Here is a 20,943-nt window from a genome sequence, read left to right as displayed (position 1 = left end):
CCAAGAGGCAACTAGGCTACGGACGGCTGAGGCCCACCTTCCCGCAGTAGCGATAGACAGCCGAGCTGCTCACCCCAAGCTCCCGCGCCAACTGAGCCCGGCTGACCTCCTTTAAGCGAGCCCGAACCTGGTCCAGGCCCAGCCCCTGCAAGCTGCGCTGCTCCGGCCCTTTCAGGACACGCCCCAAGCGAAGGGCTCGGCGGTCCAGGCCGATGGTGGCCGGCGACAAGCCCAAGCGCTGGGCCACCTCGGCCGAGGTCAGCCCGGCTCGGACCAGCCGCTGCACCTGCTGGCGACGCTCAGCGAGCTCGCGGGCTTGGCGGTCCCGGAACGCCTGCCGTCCGGAGCCGGCCAGGCGGTGCCGCCGGACAAAGCGGTTCACGGCTTGGTGGGTGACGCCCAGGCGTTGGGCCAGGGCGCGCTGGCTCACCCCTTCGTCCAGCCAGGATTGAACCTGGGCCGGGGAGCGGCCGCCGAGGAAGCCTTTGCGTGGAATCATGATGGAGTGGCCTGACGACGTCGCCCATCGCGCGGCGCTTTGAGACCTGCTCTTTTCATGTAAACAGATATAGACGACGCGCTGACCCCAAGATGCAGAGCCACAGCGTTGGCCGTCTGGAATCGGGCGAGCAGGATCTCGACCTCTGCTCGACTCAAGCCCGAGAGGGTCATTTTCTCCGCCGGTTTACGCATGCCCGGAAGCTTCAGCGGTTTGCGGTCGGTCGATGGTGTAGTGGCCTGGCGGCATCGCCCGTCCCGTGGCGCTTTGAGGCCGGCTCTCTTCATGTAAGAGGACACATGCGCCCCACTGGTTCCGAGATGCAAAGCCACTGCCTTGATGGTCTGGAATCGAGCAAGAAGGGCCTCTATCTCTGCTCGACTCAAGCCCAAGAGGGTCATTTTCTCTGCCGGCAGACGCACACGCGGCAGCTTCAGCGCTTGGCGGTCGGCCGTTATGCATGCGTATGGCACGGCCAACTGTTGCGCCATTTCAGACACCGATAGGCCGGCCTCGCTCAACCGGCGCACCTCTTTGCGCCGAGCCAGAACAACCGCCTTCTTTCCGTTTTGCGGCATGTCCAGTTCGTATTTCTTGCAAAACAGGCTAACCGCTTGCTGCGTGACGCCGATCCGAGCCGCCACACGGGTGCGGGTGCCCAGTTCGTGGAGCAGGCTCAGCACTTCCTCAACCGAGTGCCCTGCAATGCTCCTCGGTTGTCGTTGGCAGACCGGCAACCGCAGTCCAAGGGCTTGAGCATCTTTCTGCACGGTGTAAACAGCCACCCCGAGGAACCTTGCGATGTCCTTTCGTGCCATGCCGGCCTGAATGCAGGCGCGGACCGCATAGCGGCGTTGGCTCACATAAGCCCGGTAGCGCTCCGAGGGCATGGCATCCGCAGGATCCACACGCTGAGCGTGCTCGATTTGCTCCGCTTCGCCATGTGCGTTGCGGTGCGCGGCCAGGGCGTCGTCCACGTCCTTGCTGAAGGGCGTGTTGCGTTGGGCTGCGTCGTAGATGGCCCGGATGTCTGCGGGCATCGGCAACAGCTCGATGCCATCCGGCCCGGGAAGAACGCCTGGGGCAAACAAGGTGGAAGGTTCGCGTGTCATCGGCCCACCCAGTAGCCCAGTCCAGCGCTAAGCAAGGTAGCCACGTATAGAACGGCGTCCTCAGCGCTGGAGATGTTGAGGGCCATTACCACGGCCACGAATGCAAGCGTGAGGACGCAGCCCGTGAAGATCCCCCCATAAATGGCGAAACCAAAGTAAAGCGACGCGCTCCGCTCGCCGCTCCGGATGAAGGTCAGCGATTGCTTCACCGTCGGGTAAGTCAGCGCGGCCACAAAAGAGGTAACCGCCGCCGAGCAAAGAAACACTGCAAGGACCAGAATGGAAAGGAAAAGCATCGTCAACGCACTCATCCGCGCGACCTCCCCTTGCCCCAGAAAAAGGCCAGCAGGGAGAGCACCGCGACCGTGCCGAGTGCAAACAGGCCTCCCCCGGTGGCGAGCTGGTGCCAGACGCTGAAGGTGGCTTGGGCCAAGAACGCGGCGATGACCACCATCCCAACTCCAAACAGCCCGCCATGGATCACGACGCGGCCGTGCGTGCGAGCGTCTCGCTCACCGCCCCTCACCCGTTGCCAGGCTGCCTTGGCGTCGGCAAAGCGCTTGAACGTCCAGAGCGGAATCAGGACCATGAGGCCAAGCAGGGTCAGCAAAAGGATCGCGCTCACCATGGGCGGCCTCCCGCTTCGCTCTTCAGCGGGCGTGCCTGGAAGGTGAGAGGTTGGCCCCACTGGCTGGGCTTGAGATTCCATGCCATTGGCAGGTGATGCAGCTCGCGAGGTTGCGCAGGGGAGCAGTCCATGCCATCCAGGACTAGATGCCCGCATTGCTTGAAGTCTTCGACGGTCAATGAGGCAGCGGAGCGCTTACGAGGAAATGCGTTCCACTTCATCAGCGCTGCCCTTCAATCGGCACAACGCGGCTTTTGGAACCCCGGCCGGTCAAGAACACCTTGTCGCCGGCGCGGATCAGCAAGTCGTCTGCCTGGACGATGGCAATCACCTTGCCGCTCTCCAGGTCGCGGACATACACCTCCACGCCCTTGCGCTTGCGCTTGCTCAAGCCGTTCTGAACCGCCGTGCCGGCCACCCCGCCGATGGTCCCGGCCGCAATCCGGGAAGCGTTTCGATAGTTTTTGTTCACCTCTCGCACGGACGCATAACCCACGGCGGCGCCGATTGCGGAACCGGCGTTGAGGCGCTTGTCGGATTTGATGTCCACGCTGCGAACCATGAGCACCTCGCCCAGGCGGGCGTTCTGAACACTCAAGGTTTCACTGGTGCCGTAACGATGGGCGGAACCGTTGTCCGCAGCGGAGGCCGTCAGGGGGAGCAGGCCGACAAGGGCCAGAGAAAGAACCAAAACGCGCATGAGGCCTCCTTTTTTTGAATGGGTTGCACTACCCATAACAAAAGGTTTGGTTTGCGCAAGGGGATCTGGAAAAGAAAAGGCGGCCTTCGCCGCCCTTTCCCTTGGCCTTAGAAGCGCGCTCGCAAGCGAGGGACCTCCTGGGTTTGGCCATCCTGCCCATGGGCCTTCATGGCCGCACCGACCTGGCGTTGGGCGTCGGCCCCAAACCCGCCTTCCGGTGGCTTCCAAGCGTTGGCAGCGGGAAGAAGCTCGTCCAAGAGCTTGGATCGGTTGTGGGCTCGCAGCTCGTTCTCAGCGTTGTTCAAGAACGCCTTGGTCTCTCGGTTGCTCGCAAAATCGATGGGCTTCATACGAGGCTCGTTTCGAAAGCCGTTGACATGGTTGTCAAAGCCTTGCTCGCCGACGAGCTTACACCCCTTGTCCCAGTCCGCCCCTGCGAACACCAGTTCTCGGCAGAGTTCCGTTTTCCCCTGCTTCGCCGCTTCATGGAGGACGCTGTAGCCGGCATAGTTGTTGTAGGCCCAGCCCTCGTCTCCGTCGATGTTGAACGTTCGGTTCCGACTGACCAGTTCTTCGTTGGGATCCACCTGCTCCAGCAGACGTTTGGCGTCGCCGGCCTCAACGAGGGCCACAATGTTGAGCACGCGGTCTTGCTCCTCCTTCGTCTCCTCCGCCTTTTCCGCGGCCTGCTCTTCCGCTTCGGCATCCCAATACCGATCCTCGTGGTAGTAATCGCGGGTCGCATAAGGGGTTTCCCCCCTGTCGTTCTCTACGTGGTGCTGGGGAACGCCTCGCCCCACCCCATCGACCAACTCTTTCATGGCGCGCTCGTCCGCGGTGTGAGCAGGAATGTTTCCCTCCATGTCTTTTGCGTCAACCTGGGCGCCGGCCAACACCAACGCCTGCACCATCTCCCCCGTTTTGACGTAATGAAGCGGGGTTCGGCCCAGCGCATCGGTGTCCCTCACACTGCCGCCCTGCCCCAACGCAGCGACAAGCTCGCTGGGCGTTTCGGCCAGGAAAATCGGGTCGGTCGCCGCATCGACGCGCTCACGCGGCGAACAATCGTCTCGGTGGTTCCGAGCGTTTTCTCGATAAAGCACCGGATCATGTTTGAGCGCTGGCTCGCCACTGGAGTTCAGCAGGGAGGGATCGGCCTTGGCATCCAGCAAGCGCAGCACAACGCCTAGATCGCTGGCCAGGTGGAGCGGGGTGTCTCCCCCGTCCGCCCGCAGATTCACGTCGGCGCCGGCATCGACAAGCATGTGGATATCGCCTTCAAGCCCTCGCTTCGCAGCGACATGCAGAGCGGATTGCCCTTGGCTCAGGGCATTGACATCCGCTCCGGCCTTCGCCAACAACGCCAAACCTTCCGCAGTAGGTTTTTCGGACCAAGCGGGTTCCCTTTGGTAGGTGCTCAACAGGCGATCAAAAGGCGAACGCCCTTGTTTGTCCAACGCGTGAACATCCGCCCCAGCCGAGATGAGCAGCTCCATCTGCCACGGTTCCTGACATTTATGCAAGGCGGAATCGCCGCGCGAGTCGCGATACCCTTTCACATCGGCGCCGTCTTCGATGGCCTGCCTCACCTCGTCCTCGAAGCGACCCTTCGTCTTCAGACCAGCAAAGGCCAAAGTGCTCCCCAACCGATCCGTTGCCTCATCGTTGAAGGGCACACTTTGAGGGCCCTCAACGGGCGAAAGGGTTGCCGGCTCCGCTGAAGCCACTGGCCGCTGGCTTGAATCGTCCAAGCGCTCCCGGACCGGGGGTTCAGGCGGCTCAGAAGGAGCCACGCCTGGAAGTTCCGTGTCCTGTTGACGGATGAAGGGTCGAAGTAGATTTGAAAAGACGTTGCCAGCCATGGTTCCTCCGCTTGATGAGTGATACCCATGTCTTAACAAAGAAAGGGGGACGCGCAAGGGGCTGCAAAGAGAAAAGGGGCGGCGTTCGCCACCCCTCTCAACCCAGCGTAAGAAGCTCAAGAAACAACATGGCGCTTAGTTAACCGACCTGAGAAATCACTAACTAAGCATTCTTTCCACCCCGGCGCCTGCAACCACCGGAAACCACCAAAACAGCAAGGATAACCACCCAACCACCCCCTAACTGCTCACCGTGGAAAAGTTCTCAGTTAGAAGTAGAGGAATCGGACCACAGCCGGGACTTCCCCCAGCACATTCATTTCTAACTCGAAACCTCAAAAGGTCAACCCCCCCACCTGCGTTAAGCAACCTGGCGTTCCTTGCGTCGCGATGGAGACCTTCGGCCGGCTTCCGCCTTCCGCCCCTGATCCATGTCCTGCTCCTTTTTGACCTGCGGCAGCGGCTCGCGTTCAAACGCCGGGATGTCCAAAAAGGTCATGACCTTCTCCGCTTGGCTGGCTGCACGGAACAGGGTCCTGGGGTCGTCGGCCAGAGCTTTCATCCAGGACTGCAGGTAGGCAGCGTGTTGCTCTTCGTGCTCCTTGCCCAGGGCAATCCCCAGTCGCTCGGAAATGAACAAACTTGAGAGCTCGGCTACCAGCTCCTCTTTGGCATACCCCTCCGTCCCGAATCGCCCGGTTAGATCGCGGTCGAGCCGGTGCTTGGCCCCGGTCCAATGGGCCAGTTCGTGGAGCACGGTTGACGCATAACTAATCGGATCTTGAAAGCTGCCGGCTTTCGGAACGTGGATGCTGTCGGTAGCAACGGAGTAGAAGGCCCTGTTCCCGCCATCGTGATGAAGTTTTGGCTGGTGCTTGTCCAACAACTCTCGCAGACGCAGGTTGCGGATCGACTCGGGCATGATGAAGGGCGGCGGGGGCTCGGGCATGCCATCCATTTGGCTGGCATTGAACACCGTGGCGACGAACACCGATGGCCCTTGGTATCCGTTCTTCTCTTTGCCCTCGGTCAACGGCTCAGCCCCGTCTTTGGCCTTGCCCGTCTTGCTGAAGTCCCAGTAAGCGATCTGCTGGCCCTTTTCGCCGCGCTTGACTTGGGCCCCAATGCTTTCTGCCTGCCGATAGGTCAGCCAGCGGTCGTCTCGGTAGCCGCGGGTGAGTTGGGCACGGCGCAAGATGAGTGTGTTGCTGCCGCGATAAGCCTTGCCCGTGGTCGGGTTCCAGGGCCCGCTGATCGCGCCGTTCTGCGGGGCATCGGGATCGTTCCATGGGCGGCGCCAGGGGATGGTGCCCTGCTTCATCAAGTCGAGCATGCGCCGGGTTTCGGTTTGGATGAGATCGGAATACTTAGACATGGGGTGGTTGCCTCAAATCTTTTTCAACCTCCTGCGCCTCCAAGCGGGTGGTTGTGGGTGGGGTCGGGTCAGAACTCGATATGAAGGGTCAGACTCTTGCGGTGATACAACGCTCGCCGCACCAGCTCGGCGATTTCGTCCTCGCTGCGCAATCCCTGGTCGCCGTCTTTTCCCAGACGGACATGGAGACCAAACCCGCTCTGCACGAGCAAGTATTGCGGGTCCGCTTCCGGCGTCTCTGGGCTCTCCAGATCGGCAGCGGTGATAGCTTCTTCGTGGAAAGCGTCTTCGGGGATGTGGTCGGGCGATGGCATGGGGGCTCCGTTTTGGTTTGGATACCCCTTTGCAATAGCGCAACGTCGCCGGTTGTAAAGGCCTACGCGGCTTCAGCCATCGGTGCGCCCGACAGGAGGTCGATGGCTTCCATGGCCTCTTTGCTCAGAGGGTCACCCAACGGAACCTCCTCGTCCGGGATGGACTGGGGAGCCCCGCCCTCCAGGCGCGGCTTCAATCCCCCCACGCGCAGGTTGACCCAGCGCTCGGCCTTCGATCCCTTCGTCGCCTTCTTCTGCTTCTGCTGGAGCCCCGGCATCCGTTCGCGCACCCGCTTCCAAAGCTCTTCAGCACCCACCGGCTTGCGGCCCAGCTCATCCAGAACGTAGTTTCGGTAGTCTGCATAGATGTCGTTCTTGTCGGTCCACGTGCCTTCTTCTTCGATGACCATGCGCTCGGCGAAATAAGATGCCGTGGTGTCCGTCTCGTGCCGGGTCTGCTCGGCCAGCGCTTTGACGGCCTCGGGCATTTCCTCGGGCAGGCCGCCACGCTCAATGAGGCGCATGGCCCCCTCCAGCAGCCAGTCGATGATCACGGCCATTTCCGCCGGGTCCTCGGTCAGCTTCTTGTGGAAGTCCGGATCGCGGTCCTTGTCGTTCTCGGCCAGGCGCACATTGAACGGGATCATGCAAATCTTTCGCCAGAAGCCGTGTTCGTGACTCGTCACCGAGAACATGGCGTTCAGTGCCAGGAAGAGCGTGCCGCGCGGCACCGTGGTGTAGGCATCTTTGCCCTTGTTCTCCGCTGACATGGGATCGCGCGAGATAAGCGCCTTCAAGACCTGCTGGATGGGATCGGAGAGGACCTTGGGCGCCTCTGTCGCCAGATAAAGAGTCTTGGAAGCGAGAGGTGCCATGGCGAACTGCCCATCCAGCTTGTCGATGCGGACCGCAGTGTTCTTGGGGTGGATGGCTCGCAGGACGTGAAGCAAGGTGCTCTTGCCGTTGCTGCCGCTTCCCAGCAACAGGAAGGCTTTTTCCAGGCACATCGGCATGACCGACGACGCCATGGCTTCTTGAAGCAACCCTCGCACGGCCATGTCAGGCATGAAGCGATCCAGATATTTGGCCCACCGCGACTTGGGGTCCAACGGCTTGGGGGTGTAACGACCCGACTTCACCTGGTCCAGGTTGAGCTTCGCTGGAACAAGAGATGTGATCCCGTGTTTGGGGTCGGCCGGCAGGTATTCGATGTAGGCCTTCTTGTTAGCGTCCTTGAGGATCTCCAGGTAACCGCCCTTCAGCGGCACGATGGCCCGATGCTGGCTTTCAGGCAACTTCATGCCAGGCAAGCGGATCATTTCGAGCATGGCCGTCTTGACGCAGCTGGTCGCGCTGCTCTGCTTGGCGTCCTCCGGGGCGTGCTTGCGCATCCAGTCCAACGCGTGGGCTTCTACTTCCCGGGTGGCTTGCAGGGCCCAGATGCCTTCGGACTCATCCCACTGATACAGCGAAAAATCGATCTCGCCGTTGTCCATCTTGCCGCCAATGCGGAAACAGTTGGCGCGGCGCATATCGTCGGCATAAGCCAGCTCAAACGAGAGGTCTTCCCCAATAACGCCCAGGTCATCCGTGGCGTCGTTGGGATTGGCATCGGCCCCAAAGGCCTTGCCCTTTTTCTTAGGAGCCTGATCAACGGCGTCGCCATTGGCCTCCCCGCCCTTGACAGGGCCAGTCTTCGACTTACTCTTCATGTTGTAATCCCTAGTAGTAAACGCCCCGGTTCGCACCCGGGGTTTTTTATGCCGCTTGACTGGGGCGATGCACCCACTCTTGAAGCGCCTGACGCATGGCCTCGGAAGGGGTTTGCCCACGGGCCACCGCCGTCTCCTCCACCAACGCCTTAAAACTTTTGCTGACCCGGGCCTTCAACAACTCATCCCGTGCGGTCTTTTCGCGTTTCGTCTTCACTGCCTGCTCCGTTTCTTGATTTGTGGTCCTGTTGTGGCCACAAATCCATCTAAGCAGGCTTTACGGAACTGGCAAGGGCTCGCGCCAACGGATGTTCGTTTCTGCTTTCGATGCTCCAGAAACACTTGAAAGTGTGAAATACCTCAAGCATCAGCCTGGGAGGTAGCAAGTGCTTGTTACCCACTTGTTACCCTTCAAACCCTTATGTTTACTGGGGGTAACAGGTGGTAACAAGGTAACAAGTGGTTTAAGAGATCCACGCAAGAAAAATCCACTCACCGCTCACAACATCCATGCATACATCCATCGGGAGCTCGCGATCCACCCGTTACCCTGTTACCCCTTGTTACCTCCTTATGGGACAAGGCTTTCACGGGTAACAAGGGGGTAACAGGTGCTTGTTACCTGTTAGGAAAAACAAGAGCAAAAGCGGCTTGAAGCAAGAGCCGGCGGCTGCTCGCCGCCGAGTCTTGAAGAGGGAAAGGCGGGCCTCCGGCCTCTACTCGTAGAGGTGGAAGTGGGACCAAAACCCGGGGCGCCTGGGACCGATCAGTTCGTTCCCCACCGTGACTTTGACCGCCCCAAGCGGCAAGAAATGAAACGTTTGATTCGCGTGGATCTGCAAAGCCGTCATCGCTGCGCACAACGGATCGATGTCCCCCGCCAGCACCAGGATTTTTTCGCTTGGAAGGTGTTTCAGTTGACTCCTGATCGCGGCAAGGGCAAGCGAACCCGCGCCGCAACAGCTGTCGTAGACCTTGGCTCCGCTCCCACCAGGCCGATGCCTGGTGGCAAGGGCTTGAACCAGATCGAGAAGATCGCCGGGAGTGAAAGACTGACCCAGCCCTTCTCCACCCTTCCTGGCCAGCAGCTCGGCATGGACCCGTCCCAGGACATCGTCAAACGGCCTGCTTGCAAAGACCGCTTTGATGTAAGCGTTGATGGCTGCCACCACTTCAGGCGCTTCTTCGACATTTTTTTTCAAGGGTCCAAAAGCAAGGACTTTGGTGTCGAGGTGACCCTTGGTTTCTGCGTGGATATGTGCCATTGACATCAGTGCGTGCTGAACGAACGTTTCGAATGCAACCCGCGGATTCCACGGCTTGCCAGGAGTGGAAGGAATGGCGCGGATGGCCTTCACAAGCGCAGTGACCTCATTCATCGTTGGCCGCCCCCACGTCAGTGCGCGACACCCGGCTCACGTGGGCCATGTCGAGGTAGGTTCCGCGAATCAGGCCAGACTCCACTCCCCGCTTGAGCCTGCGCGCGGCTTCAGCACCGTAGCCGATGAACATCGATCCCGCCGGGCAACTCGTGCCCAGGGTCCCATCCGGGCGGCAGAACGACAGACGCCCCTTCGTGAACACCACCGCTGAAACGTTGGGGTGGTTGAGCACCGAGTTCTGCATCCAGCTCGTTTCCATCCGCGCCAACACAAGGGCAATCCCGTTGCCATGCTCTGCGGCCTTCTCCATCCAGCGGTGCTGGCTGGTCAGGCTGTTCTTGTGCCCGCCGTAGGGCGGATTCATCCACACAAACGCCGACTTTGGCCAGGGCGTCTTGAGCCCGTCGTCGCTGGGCTTCAGCATCCGGGTGGCCGTGCGCCAGGGCATGCCCTGCTGCGGGGTGCAGGGATCCAGGTCAAACGGACCCAGGCCGCGGACGATCTTCGGTGGGGTGAGCCAAGTCTCGGTCGTGATGCCTTCCGGCGCCCGGTCGTAGCCAACGTTGTTGGCGACGGCGAGCGAAAGCCTGGTCTGCTTGGGCTTCTTCGCGGGCTTCTTCGGCTTGGTCGAAACAGGGAGGGGGCGAGCAACAACGTTCATGGGAAATCTCCAGGTTTGAGTTTTTTGGGGCAAAGCTCCGCCAGCACGGCTGGTCGGCCGCGTTTCGCGAAAAGGGTTGAGGGGGTTGGGCCTAGGCCCGGGTTACCGCTGCGCTGCTGGCTTAGCCGTTGGCGGCGTCGGCCACGTCCAGGAAGCTGTCCAGCGTTGCCAGCTGCAGGGTAAGCACCTGGCCGGGGTGGAGGCCGCGCATGTCGCGGTTGGGCACGATGACCGACGTGCTGGTGTCAGCGGCGAGCTGGGCCAGGGCCTGAGGCAAGGCGTCGGCCAGGGCGTCGATGAGGACCTGCGGGGTCAGGGTGGAGAAGTGGGTCGAGAGCGAGGGGTCGAGCGAGAGGATGAGCGGTTGCATGAATGTCTCCGTGCTGGTGTGGCTCCATTCTCCAGTCACGATCCGAGCGCTACGATGCCCTAAGAGGGAGACCCCTCTTGGACCTGAACCCTCATTCATCCAGCCACGCTGGGGCGGCGGAGGAAGCCGCTGCCTCCCCGCTTTTATCTTTCCACGACCGAGCCGGCGGGCAGCCGGCGAGACAGGGGCATTGCGCCCCTGAAGGGCCGTCTAGAAGGGCGTTCCCTTTCTGCTCGGGGCAGGGGCGGGAAGCGAGACGTCCAGCAGCTCCGCCCTCGCTTCGTTGCGGGCCGTGAGTGCCATCTTGGCGTCCTTCAGTCGCTCTGCTTCGCGCGCTTTCAGCACCATGGCTGGCGCGGCCTGCGGGTCCTCTTCGGCATCGAATGCAGCCCGGGCTTCCGATGCGTCTTTGATGGCCAGGGATTCCTCCCACGCCATGTAGTCGGAAACGGCACCCAGCCAGTCCTTGTGGCCTTGGAGCAACGCGTCTTTCAGTGCGGGCTGTGCCCAAGGCATGCCGAACGCTTCGGCCAGTCCGCACTTCTCGACCTCGAGTTTGAAGTAGTTGTGTTGATCAACCTCAGCGATGCTCTTGCCTCGGAAGAACATCCGAAGGTGATCCTTCGCGCCCAAGGTTTGACCTGGTCTCACCGACGCCACCACCCGCTCGCCTCGCTCATCGACCCCAATCGTGAGCAGGAGGTCGCCATTGAGCTGCTCTCGAAACGTCGCCAAGCCTTCCGGCAACGTTCGCGTGGCCCCCAAGAGATGGCCTGGCTCCCTCGCGCCCCGCCATGGGCGCCCTGCCGGACGCGTTTTCTCGTCCTCGAGGGCGTCGAGAAGGTCCACCAACGATATGGCTGCGTGGGTGCGTGCCTGCCCCGGCTTGTCCACCACCACGCCCACCTTGCGAGCCCACGCGTTGAAGGCTTCGTAAGTCATGTTCAGCAGGCCCGCGGCCTCGGCTGCGGTCCATGTGTCCATCCACACCGCCTCCCGCTTGCCAGCCGCCAGTTCCTGGCGTTGCTTCTTCTCATCGGCCAGCTCTTTGTCCAGAGCGCGCAGCAACTTTCCCCAGGTTACCCCCCACCCGCCCGCGAACGTGTCATCCACGTGCCCGTAGCGGTCAGCATAGCGACGGATCAGCGCCGCTTCGGTCTTTGCTTTCGAATCAAACGACATACGGGGCAACCACTAGGATCGGTGGGGACTGTAGATGCTTAGAAGCGGAACGGCTTGCGAGTGATTGGGTCCGCCGCGGGCGGCAGACCGTCGTCCAAGCCTTGAGCACGGGCTTGGTTGCGGACCTCCCTCCACGCCGCCTGGAACGCGGATTGTGCCGCCTCCATCGCGTCATCGAATGGCTCGCGCGCCGCAACGCTGGTCCAAGGCTCCAGCAGCGCCTCGGCCAGGGGGGCCTCCCAGATATCGCCCTCTGCCAAGGCGCGATCCAGGGTGTCCTCGTCCACTGTGAGCACGTGCCCGGCGATCAGCCCTCCCACCACCGCCCATGGGTGGGGAATGGCCCAACCTTCGTGGGACGTGATCAACGCAGCGAAGCGCCCTGCGTTCTTGCGCAGCTTTTCCAACGCCACCTTGGCCTCGTGGATCTGCCGCTCCAGCTCCAGCTCTCGTTGCTGTTGGCTCAAGCGCTCCAGCTCAGCGCTCAGCCGACGCTCTTTCGCTGACCTGCCCTGACGCCCATCCTTCCACGCTACCAGTTCGTCGTAGTCGTATTTCACCCGCTGATTGGGGCCATTGACGGCGCTCCCCGTGGCTTTCTGAAAGCGCGGCCCGGTGGGCGGGGTGCGTCGGCGCCACTCGCCCAGCGTGTCAGCGTGGACGCCCAAGAACCACGCGGCGGCTTTGGCGGACACCAACCCGCCTCCAGTGCTCTTCGCCCGGGCCAACTCTGCGTTCCAAGAGGCTTCCGCTTTGGTTTGGAACGCCTCTTCGGTGCGAACGGGCTCAATCCTCGTCATCGAGCGCCACCTTCTGGTTGCGTGCTGCGAAAATCGTCACTGGCGGGTCATTGACCTCATCCAGCCTCGGCTTGTCCGTGCCTTTCCAGCGGTTCCAGACCCGGGGACTGCTCGCCATCATGTGCTCTTCCACCACGGCAAACGCTTGACGCAGGACCGACCACTCCTGCTCGGTGTAGATCGCGTCGGTGGCCGCGGAATCCTTGTCCTTGATCCGGTGGTGAAGCATCTGCGACACGACCCGGGCCTTGGTGCCGTGAATCCGTTCGGCATAGCGCCCCAGGGTGCGACGCAAGTCGTGGGGGGTCAGGCCAATGTCCACCGCCTCGCGCAAATCGACCAGCCCAGCGTCGCGACGCACGTTGGCGATGATGGACTTGCTGTCGGAGTAGTGACCGGTTTTGCTGCGCCGGGACCTTGCCGGAAAGACGAATCGGGTTCGATCCAACGCATGCTCAGCATTGGCCACTGCCACCTCCAAGGCGTCGATCAGCACTCTTTGTCCGCCTCGCTTGCTCGCGGCGCTCAGCGCGGCCTTGGCGGCCTCCAATCCCTGCCTGGCCCCTGTGTCGTCCGCGCGCTCGTTGAAGCGCCGCTGCAGGACGCGCTCGGCGAAGTAGGTGACGGGCAAGAACCGCTGCTCCTTGTTCTTGGTCTCGAAAAGGTAGACCTGGCTGCCCGCCCGCTTGGTGGTCGGGTTGATGTCCTCTGGCCCCGCCAGCCAGACCCAGGACACCATTTCCTGCGACAACTCCCCGGGCGTGCAACGGTCATACCAGCGCAACGGAGCAGCCTCGCTGCGCCGTGTTCCCCAAAGCAAGGTCAGCAGCAGGTAGTCCGCCCCGGCCGCATTGCGCCCGCCTTGTTCGTCCCGCCGTGCTGCAATGGCTTTGAGAACCTTGGGCAGGGTTTTGTCGTCCAGGGGGTTGCGAACCTGCGCGCGGCTGTAATGATTGCGCAGTTCGTGCGCTTCTCGGAGCATGTCCCGGGTATGGATGACCACCAACGGGTTGTAGAACTGGCGTTGGGGTCGGCCAAACTGATGATCGCGGGCTCTTTCCTCATCGATGAGGAAATCCACCGCTCGTCTGGCGTCTGAAAACGTGTGTTCCGTTGAACTCAACCCTGCTGCTCGCACACGCTGGATGTATTTGCCCGTGATCCCCAACGCTTCCAGCTGGGAAACGGTGAGCTTGGCCCAATCCTCCACTTCCGCCAGCTTTTTGCTCATGTCTCGGGGGATGCGATTGGACAGTTGCATGGAACTGATCCGGCAAGCATCAAAGGCTTGTTGGATGACCTCCAACTGCAGTTGGTTCAAGGTTTTGTCCGCCAACCCGACCGTGGGGCGCGAAAGGCGGGCCAAACTGTCCCGCACCGCGTCCACGCTGGCCGGCTTGATCTTCTTGTTCTTTGCGCGCGCGTCCAAGTGGGCGATGTAACGCTCCAATGCCTCGCGCAAGGTCAGATCCCCGAACTCCTTTTCCGATTCTCTCTCCAGCGTTTCCAGCAACTGCTGCCGCTTGACGTGGACGGGGTTCTTTCCCGTTTCCTTCAGCAGCGCCAGGTGCTCCCTGCACGCCTTCCTGGCCTCGTCCAGCCCCATGTCGCTGACGTTGCCCAAGGTGAAGCGGATCGGCGTGCCCGTGGGCCCTCGCTTCTGGCCCACGTAGGTGGTCATCGTGGAACCGACCCGGAAACCAAACCCCGTGGGAGCCCCCGGCCCACCGTCCAGCACCACGTAAGCCTTGCCTTCCGGGCGCGGGACCAAGCGAACCTTTCCTTGCGCATCCAAGGCCGGGCCTTTGTGGACCGACAACCCCAGCACTTGGGCGTAGGTCAAACTAAACTTGAGCGAACCGGCCCTATTGCTCGACTCTGGACTCTTCAACGCATGCCCCTCCGGGTGCCAGTGTTGCTACAGTAGCGCACGCCAGCGGCCGTTGCTACATGCCGTTGCTACACCCGGCCCCACACCATTCCTCGCCCTTCGCTACCTTGTCGCTACATAAAACACCGTCACTCGCCCTCATCCGCCCCTACTGGCCGCCACCGCCCCGAATAACGCAGACAACAAGTGACTGATATTAAAGAAAACAACAGCAACACCAAGGGATCCAAGGAACATACGCCTGCGATGAAGCAGTTCTTCGCAGCGAAGTCCGAGTACCCGGATCTGCTGCTGTTCTTCCGCATGGGCGACTTCTACGAACTGTTCTACGACGATGCACGAAAGGCTGCACGCCTGCTCGACATCACCCTGACCCAGCGCGGCAGTTCCGGCGGCGCCCCGATTCCGATGGCCGGTGTGCCCGTGCATGCCTACGAAGGCTACCTGGCACGGCTGGTGGCGCTGGGCGAATCCGTGGCGATCTGCGAGCAGATCGGCGACCCGGCCCTGGCCAAGGGGCTGGTCGAGCGCAAGGTGGTCCGCATCGTCACCCCCGGTACGGTCACCGACGAAGCACTGCTCGACGAACGCCGCGACACCCTGCTGATGGCCCTGTCGCGCACCCGGCAGGGCTACGGCCTGGCCTGGGCCGACCTCGCCGGTGGCCGCTTCCTGGTCAACGAAGTCGACACCGACGACGCGCTGGAAGCCGAGCTGGCACGCCTGGAGCCGGCCGAGCTGCTGGTGCCGGACGAGGAGAACTGGCCGGACTTCCTGCGCCAGCGCAGCGGTGTGCGTCGCCGCGCGCCATGGCTGTTCGATGCGGACAGCGGTCGTCGGCAGCTGCTGGCCTTCTTCAAGCTGCATGACCTGAGCGGCTTCGGCATCGACGACAAGCCACGCGCCACGGCCGCCGCAGGCGCCCTGCTCGGCTATGTCGAAGAAACCCAGAAGCAGCGCCTGCCGCACCTGACCTCGATCGCGATGGAAACCGCCGGCGAGGCGATCGCCATGAACGCTGCGACCCGCCGCCACCTGGAGCTGGATACGCGGGTCGACGGCGATACCCGCAACACCCTGCTGGGCGTGCTCGACAGCACCGTCACGCCGATGGGCGGCCGCCTGCTGCGTCGCTGGCTGCATCGCCCGTTGCGCCTGCGCGAGGTGCTGGTACAGCGCCACCATGCGGTAGCGACGCTGATCGATCGCGGCAGCGATGGCGACATCCGCGAACAGTTCCGTCGCCTGGGTGACCTCGAGCGCATCCTCACCCGCGTCGCCCTGCGCTCGGCACGCCCCCGCGATTTCTCGACACTGCGCGATGGCCTGGGCCTGTTGCCTGCGGTGCGCGACGTGCTGGCGCCGCTGGACTCGCCACGCCTGCAGGCGCTGTACGCCGCGCTGGGCGAGCATGACGACTGCGCGCAGCTGCTCGCGCGTGCCATCGCTGAAATGCCGCCGCTGAAGCTCAGCGATGGCGGCGTGCTGGCCGATGGCTTCGACGAGGAGCTGGATGAGCTGCGACGCCTCTCCACGAACGCCGACCAGTTCCTGGTCGACCTTGAGCGGCGCGAGCGCGAAAGCAGCGGCATTGCCACACTGAAGGTCGGCTACAACCGTGTGCACGGCTATTACATCGAGATCAGCAAGGGCCAGGCCGACCGCGCACCGGTGCACTACACGCGCCGCCAGACCCTCACCAACGCCGAGCGCTACATCACCGAAGAACTGAAGGCGTTCGAGGACAAGGTACTGTCCGCGCGCGACCGCTCGCTGTCGCGCGAGAAGTTCCTGTATGAGCAGCTGCTGGACACGCTGGGCGCACAGCTGGAGCCGCTGAAGCAGTGTGCCGCCGCGTTGAGCGAACTGGATGTGCTGGCCGCATTCGCCGAGCGCGCGCAGGCACTGGACTGGTCGCGCCCGGAACTGGAAACGGCACCCTGCCTGAAGATCGAGCGCGGCCGTCACCCTGTCGTGGAAGCCGTGCGCGAGCAGCCCTTCGAGCCGAACGATCTGGACCTGCACCCGGACCGCCGGATGCTGGTCATCACCGGCCCGAACATGGGCGGTAAATCCACCTACATGCGGCAGAATGCACTGATCGTGCTTCTGGCCCACATCGGCTCCTTCGTACCGGCCAGCCGCGCCGTGATCGGCCCGATCGACCGCATCCTGACCCGCATCGGCGCCGGCGACGATCTCGCCCGCGGGCAGTCGACCTTCATGGTCGAAATGGCCGAGACCAGCTACATCCTGCATCACGCCAGCCCACATTCGCTGGTGCTGATGGATGAGATCGGCCGCGGCACCTCCACCTATGACGGCCTTGCCCTGGCCGACGCGGTGGCCCGCCACCTCGCCTACGAGAACCGCTGCTACACGCTGTTCGCCACCCACTACTTCGAGCTGACCGCGCTGGCCGACGAGCAGCACGAGGGCGGCCGCAGCGGTATCGCCAACGTGCACCTGGATGCGGTCGAGCATGGCGAAGCGCTGGTGTTCATGCACGCTGTGAAAGACGGCCCGGCCAACCGCAGCTTCGGACTGCAGGTGGCCGCGCTGGCCGGCCTGCCTCGATCGACCGTGGCACAGGCGCGGCGGCGCCTGGCCGAACTGGAACAACGGGGCAGCGAGAGCCATGCGGCGGAGCTGGCCCCTCGGGCGCTGGATGCCCCGCAGCAGTTCGGCCTGTTCAATGCCCCGTCCAGCAAGGCGCAGGAGGCGCTGGCCGCCATCGATCCGGACGAACTGACGCCCAAACAGGCGCTGGAAGCGCTGTATCGGCTGAAGTCACTGCTGTAACCGACATGGGACCGGCGCAACGCCGGCCCCCCTCCCGCCCCCGGTCAGAGCGAGCCTGCGCCCGGCAGCCTTCGCATTTCCGTCGTGCAGGCGGCGTTATGCTCGGGCGGTCCTTCCTTCACAGAACGGAGACCGCCATGAACACCGAATCCCTCGCCGCATCCCTCTTCCAGCAGCTGCAGCAGGGGCAAGGCCTGCAGCAGGTTTCCCAGCAGCTCGGCCTGGACAGCAGCCAGACCACCCAGGCGGTGGGCAGCGCCTTGCCGCTGCTGCTGGGCGCAATGGGCCAGAACGCCAGCGAGCCGCAGGGCGCGCAGTCCCTGCTCAATGCGCTGCAGCGTGACCATCTGGGCACTGGTGGGGGTGGCGGCTTCGACCTCGGCAGCATCCTCGGCGCAGTGATGGGTGGCGGCGGCAGCGGCGCCACCGATGGGGCCGGCATCCTCGGCCACATCTTCGGTGGCCAGCAGCCGCAGGCCGCGCAGGTGCTTGGCCAGAAGACCGGCCTGGACAGCGGCACCTCCGGCAAGCTGCTGGCGATCCTTGCGCCCATCGTCATGTCCTTCCTGGCCCAGCGCTTCGCCCAGCAGGGCAACGCCAGCGAACTCAGCAGCGCCCTCGGCCAGGAGGCGCAGCAGCCCGGCGGCATCGGCAGCATGCTGGGCGGTGTGCTCGATCAGGACGGCGACGGCCAGTTCGGGGCCAGCGACCTGCTGAAGCTCGGCTCGGGGTTGCTCAAGCGCTGATCGCACACACCCGTACAAGCCCCGGACCTAATAGACAGCCACTATCGCATTGGTTGAATCAATCGAATTTACCGATCCACAGGCGCCACCTAATGTGGGTCGGGCCTCCCCCGATTCCACCTTTCGCCAGTCCACAGGTAGAGACCCATGAAAAGCGAAGCGAAGTGCCCCTTCAACCATGCCGTCGTCGGTGACGCGACGACCAACCGCGACTGGTGGCCGAACCAGCTGCGCGTGGACCTGCTCAACCAGCATTCCGCGCGCTCCAACCCGCTCGATGCCGGCTTTGATTACGCATCGGCGTTCAAGAGCCTGGACTATGCCGCGCTGAAGGCAGACCTGAAAGCACTGATGACGGACTCGCAGGACTGGTGGCCGGCCGATTTCGGTCACTACGGCGGCCTGTTCATCCGCATGGCGTGGCACAGCGCCGGCACCTATCGCATCGGTGATGGCCGCGGTGGCGGCGGCCGCGGCCAGCAGCGCTTCGCTCCGCTCAACAGCTGGCCGGACAACGTCAGCCTGGACAAGGCGCGACGCCTGCTGTGGCCGATCAAGCAGAAGTACGGCCAGGCCATCTCCTGGGCCGACCTGCTTATCCTGACCGGCAATGTCGCGCTGGAGTCGATGGGCTTCAGGACACTGGGCTTCGCCGGTGGCCGTCCCGATACCTGGGAACCGGATCAGGATGTGTACTGGGGCCGCGAAACCACATGGCTGGGCGGTGACGTGCGCTACAAGCATGGCTCCGAGGGCGTGGTGGAATCCCACGGCGTGCTGGTGTCCGATGACGATGCCGATGGCGACGTGCATTCGCGCAAGCTGGAGAACCCGCTGGCCGCAGTGCAGATGGGCCTGATCTATGTGAATCCCGAGGGCCCCGACGGCAATCCTGACCCGGTACTGGCTGCACATGACATCCGTGACACGTTCGGCCGCATGGCGATGGACGATGAAGAAACGGTGGCGCTGATCGCCGGCGGGCACAGCTTCGGCAAGACCCATGGCGCCGGCCCGGCAGACAACGTCGGCAAGGAGCCTGAAGCGGCCGATCTGGAGAGCCAGGGCCTGGGCTGGGCCAACAGCTTCGGCAGCGGCAAGGGCGGCGACACCATCACCAGTGGCCTGGAAGTCACCTGGACCCGTACTCCAGCGCAGTGGAGCCATGACTTCTTCGAGAACCTGTTCAAGTACGAATGGGAACTGACCAAAAGTCCGGCCGGCGCGCATCAATGGGTGGCCAAGGATGCCGAGGCGGTCATTCCCGATGCGCACGACGCCTCGAAGAAGCACCGCCCGACCATGCTGACCACCGATCTGTCGCTGCGCATGGATCCCGCCTACGAAAAGATCTCGCGCCGCTTCCTGGCCGATCCGCAGGCGTTTGCCGATGCGTTCGCGCGCGCCTGGTTCAAGCTGACCCATCGCGACATGGGGCCGCGCGCGCGCTATCTGGGGCCGGAAGTGCCGGCCGAAGAGTTCATCTGGCAGGATCCGCTGCCGGCCGCAAAGCACCCGCTCATCGATGCCAGGGATGTGGCCACCCTGAAGCAGGCGATCGCCGCAAGCGGCCTGAGCGTCCCTGAACTGGTCTCCACGGCCTGGGCATCGGCCTCCACCTTCCGTGGCTCGGACAAGCGGGGCGGCGCCAATGGTGCGCGCATCCGCCTGGCACCGCAGAAGGACTGGCCGGTAAACCAGCCCACCCGTCTGGCCAAGGTGCTGGCCGCGCTGGAAAAGGTGCAGAGCGGGTTCAATGCCGGCAGTGAAAGGCAGGTGTCGCTGGCCGACCTGATCGTGCTGGCCGGTGGCGTGGGCATCGAACAGGCCGCCAAGGCCGGTGGACACGACATCAGCGTACCGTTCACGCCGGGCCGTACCGACGCCAGCCAGGAGCAGACCGACGTGGAATCGTTCGCGGTGCTGGAACCGGCGGCCGATGGATTCCGCAACTACCTCAAGGGCGCCTACAGCGTTCCGGGCGAAGCGCTGCTGATCGACCGGGCGCAACTGCTGACGCTGACCGCCCCGGAGCTGACCGTGCTGGTCGGTGGCCTGCGCGTACTGGGTGCCAATGCCGATGGCAGCGCGCACGGCGTCTTCACCGATCGGCCCGGGACACTCAGCAACGACTTCTTCGTCAACCTGCTGGACATGGGCACGCAGTGGAAGGCCACCGGTCGTGAAACCTACGAAGGCCGCAGCCGCAACGACGGCGCCGCACGCTGGACCGCCACCCGTGCTGATCTGGTATTTGGATCCAATGCGGTGCTGCGTGCGCTGGCAGAGGTCTATGGCAGTGCAGACGGCGAGAAGAAGTTCGTGCAGGACTTCGTCGCGGCGTGGACCCGGGTGATGGAGCTGGACCGCTACGACCTGCACGGCTGATCACCGGCAGGCCCGGCGCTGCTGTCGGAAGGCCCACCGGGCATGGCCCGGCGCTACCACTGAAGGGCTCGCCGGGCATGGCCCGGCGCTGCCTTGGGGGCGTTCGCGTTACAGCGCGTCGATGTCGCCCAGCGCGCGGATCAGACGCCGCGCGCGCTTGTCCGGCTTGTGCTCCGGTGGCTGGAAGCCGTCGCGCGCGGCGATGCGCAGTGCGCGCTGCTCGGCGCGCCGTGCCTTCGAGGCCTCGCTCTCGGCATACAGCTGGTGCGCGACCGGGGCAGGCCCGCGCTGGTCGCTCAGGCCCATCACCTGGATCTCGAAATGCTCCTCGCCGCGATCGACCTGCAGGTGCTCACCCACGCGCACCGCGCGCGAGGACTTCGGCCGCTGACCGGCCACGCTGACCTTGCCGGTTTCGATGGCCTGCTTGGCCAGGCTGCGGGTCTTGAAGAAACGGGCCGCCCACAACCAGATGTCCAGACGGACACTGGGCGACAGCGGGGAAAGCTCAGGCATCGG

At 63.4% G+C, this 20,943-nt stretch carries 20 protein-coding genes; 3 read left to right on the top strand and 17 right to left on the bottom strand.

The genetic code is table 11. From position 1 onward, the window contains the following. Positions 1 to 16: 16 nt before the first annotated feature. The 16 genes from ACX9OW_RS00260 to ACX9OW_RS00185 form a co-directional block, all read right to left on the bottom strand. The gene (locus ACX9OW_RS00260) at positions 17 to 499 is read right to left on the bottom strand and encodes a hypothetical protein (protein ID WP_459061733.1); all 483 of its coding nucleotides are present in this window, start codon (positions 497 to 499) and stop codon (positions 17 to 19) included. Continuing rightward, positions 496 to 1,611, bottom strand: a complete 1,116-nt coding sequence (locus ACX9OW_RS00255; protein ID WP_459061732.1) for a hypothetical protein — start codon at positions 1,609 to 1,611, stop codon at positions 496 to 498. The genes ACX9OW_RS00260 and ACX9OW_RS00255 overlap by 4 nt, the downstream gene beginning before the upstream one ends. After that, positions 1,608 to 1,922: a hypothetical protein gene (locus ACX9OW_RS00250; RefSeq protein ID WP_459061731.1), complete on the bottom strand. Its 315-nt coding sequence runs from the start codon at positions 1,920 to 1,922 to the stop codon at positions 1,608 to 1,610. Before ACX9OW_RS00250 ends, ACX9OW_RS00255 begins: the two co-directional genes overlap by 4 nt. Then, complete coding sequence (locus ACX9OW_RS00245; RefSeq protein WP_459061730.1) at positions 1,919 to 2,239, bottom strand: hypothetical protein; 321 nt, start codon at positions 2,237 to 2,239, stop codon at positions 1,919 to 1,921. Before ACX9OW_RS00245 ends, ACX9OW_RS00250 begins: the two co-directional genes overlap by 4 nt. 220 nt (positions 2,240 to 2,459) lie before the next feature. Further along, complete coding sequence (locus ACX9OW_RS00240) at positions 2,460 to 2,939, bottom strand: outer membrane lipoprotein (RefSeq protein WP_114618573.1); 480 nt, start codon at positions 2,937 to 2,939, stop codon at positions 2,460 to 2,462. A gap of 107 nt (positions 2,940 to 3,046) precedes the next feature. Then, positions 3,047 to 4,801 (bottom strand): ankyrin repeat domain-containing protein, encoded by a 1,755-nt coding sequence (locus ACX9OW_RS00235; RefSeq protein WP_459061729.1) that lies wholly within the window; start codon positions 4,799 to 4,801, stop codon positions 3,047 to 3,049. 361 nt (positions 4,802 to 5,162) lie between these two features. Further along, on the bottom strand, positions 5,163 to 6,176 hold the full coding sequence (locus ACX9OW_RS00230; protein WP_459061728.1) for an ArdC family protein: 1,014 nt from the start codon (positions 6,174 to 6,176) through the stop codon (positions 5,163 to 5,165). A gap of 68 nt (positions 6,177 to 6,244) precedes the next feature. Beyond that, on the bottom strand, positions 6,245 to 6,490 hold the full coding sequence (locus ACX9OW_RS00225; protein ID WP_040008462.1) for a hypothetical protein: 246 nt from the start codon (positions 6,488 to 6,490) through the stop codon (positions 6,245 to 6,247). Positions 6,491 to 6,552: 62 nt separating this feature from the next. Beyond that, positions 6,553 to 8,202 carry a DNA primase family protein gene (locus ACX9OW_RS00220; RefSeq protein WP_459061727.1) on the bottom strand — a complete coding sequence of 550 codons (1,650 nt, stop codon included), beginning with the start codon at positions 8,200 to 8,202 and terminating at the stop codon, positions 6,553 to 6,555. 46 nt (positions 8,203 to 8,248) lie between these two features. After that, positions 8,249 to 8,419, bottom strand: a complete 171-nt coding sequence (locus ACX9OW_RS00215) for a ribbon-helix-helix protein, CopG family (RefSeq protein WP_140222693.1) — start codon at positions 8,417 to 8,419, stop codon at positions 8,249 to 8,251. Between the two features lie 499 nt (positions 8,420 to 8,918). Then, complete coding sequence (locus tag ACX9OW_RS00210; protein WP_459061726.1) at positions 8,919 to 9,581, bottom strand: N-6 DNA methylase; 663 nt, start codon at positions 9,579 to 9,581, stop codon at positions 8,919 to 8,921. After that, entirely contained in the window at positions 9,574 to 10,245 is a 672-nt protein-coding gene (locus tag ACX9OW_RS00205; RefSeq protein WP_459061725.1) for a DNA N-6-adenine-methyltransferase, read from the bottom strand. The genes ACX9OW_RS00210 and ACX9OW_RS00205 overlap by 8 nt, the downstream gene beginning before the upstream one ends. A gap of 121 nt (positions 10,246 to 10,366) precedes the next feature. Then, a complete protein-coding gene (locus ACX9OW_RS00200; RefSeq protein ID WP_459061724.1) occupies positions 10,367 to 10,615 on the bottom strand; it encodes a hypothetical protein in 249 nt (82 codons plus the stop codon). A 210-nt stretch (positions 10,616 to 10,825) separates the two neighbouring features. Then, the gene (locus ACX9OW_RS00195; protein ID WP_459061723.1) at positions 10,826 to 11,797 is read right to left on the bottom strand and encodes a hypothetical protein; all 972 of its coding nucleotides are present in this window, start codon (positions 11,795 to 11,797) and stop codon (positions 10,826 to 10,828) included. Between the two features lie 38 nt (positions 11,798 to 11,835). Next, the gene (locus ACX9OW_RS00190) at positions 11,836 to 12,492 is read right to left on the bottom strand and encodes a nucleotide-binding protein (RefSeq protein WP_459061722.1); all 657 of its coding nucleotides are present in this window, start codon (positions 12,490 to 12,492) and stop codon (positions 11,836 to 11,838) included. A gap of 91 nt (positions 12,493 to 12,583) precedes the next feature. Then, positions 12,584 to 14,440 (bottom strand): integrase arm-type DNA-binding domain-containing protein, encoded by a 1,857-nt coding sequence (locus tag ACX9OW_RS00185; RefSeq protein WP_459061721.1) that lies wholly within the window; start codon positions 14,438 to 14,440, stop codon positions 12,584 to 12,586. 294 nt (positions 14,441 to 14,734) lie between these two features. Between ACX9OW_RS00185 and mutS the strand changes: the two genes are divergently transcribed. From mutS to katG, 3 genes are all read left to right on the top strand, one after another. Beyond that, on the top strand, positions 14,735 to 17,290 hold the full coding sequence (mutS, locus tag ACX9OW_RS00180) for a DNA mismatch repair protein MutS (protein WP_459062447.1): 2,556 nt from the start codon (positions 14,735 to 14,737) through the stop codon (positions 17,288 to 17,290). A gap of 137 nt (positions 17,291 to 17,427) precedes the next feature. Next, positions 17,428 to 18,036, top strand: a complete 609-nt coding sequence (locus ACX9OW_RS00175) for a DUF937 domain-containing protein (protein ID WP_459061720.1) — start codon at positions 17,428 to 17,430, stop codon at positions 18,034 to 18,036. Between the two features lie 147 nt (positions 18,037 to 18,183). Next, complete coding sequence (gene katG / locus ACX9OW_RS00170; protein WP_459061719.1) at positions 18,184 to 20,424, top strand: catalase/peroxidase HPI; 2,241 nt, start codon at positions 18,184 to 18,186, stop codon at positions 20,422 to 20,424. A gap of 108 nt (positions 20,425 to 20,532) precedes the next feature. Here the strand turns inward: katG and ACX9OW_RS00165 are convergent, their stop codons facing one another. After that, positions 20,533 to 20,940, bottom strand: a complete 408-nt coding sequence (locus tag ACX9OW_RS00165) for an RNA-binding S4 domain-containing protein (RefSeq protein ID WP_053518953.1) — start codon at positions 20,938 to 20,940, stop codon at positions 20,533 to 20,535. Between the last annotated feature and the right edge of the window lie 3 nt (positions 20,941 to 20,943).

It is taken from the genome of Stenotrophomonas genospecies 5 (assembly GCF_054473825.1).
The sequence above is the reverse complement of the archived record's forward strand: the minus strand, read 5'-3'. Positions and strand labels throughout refer to the sequence as shown.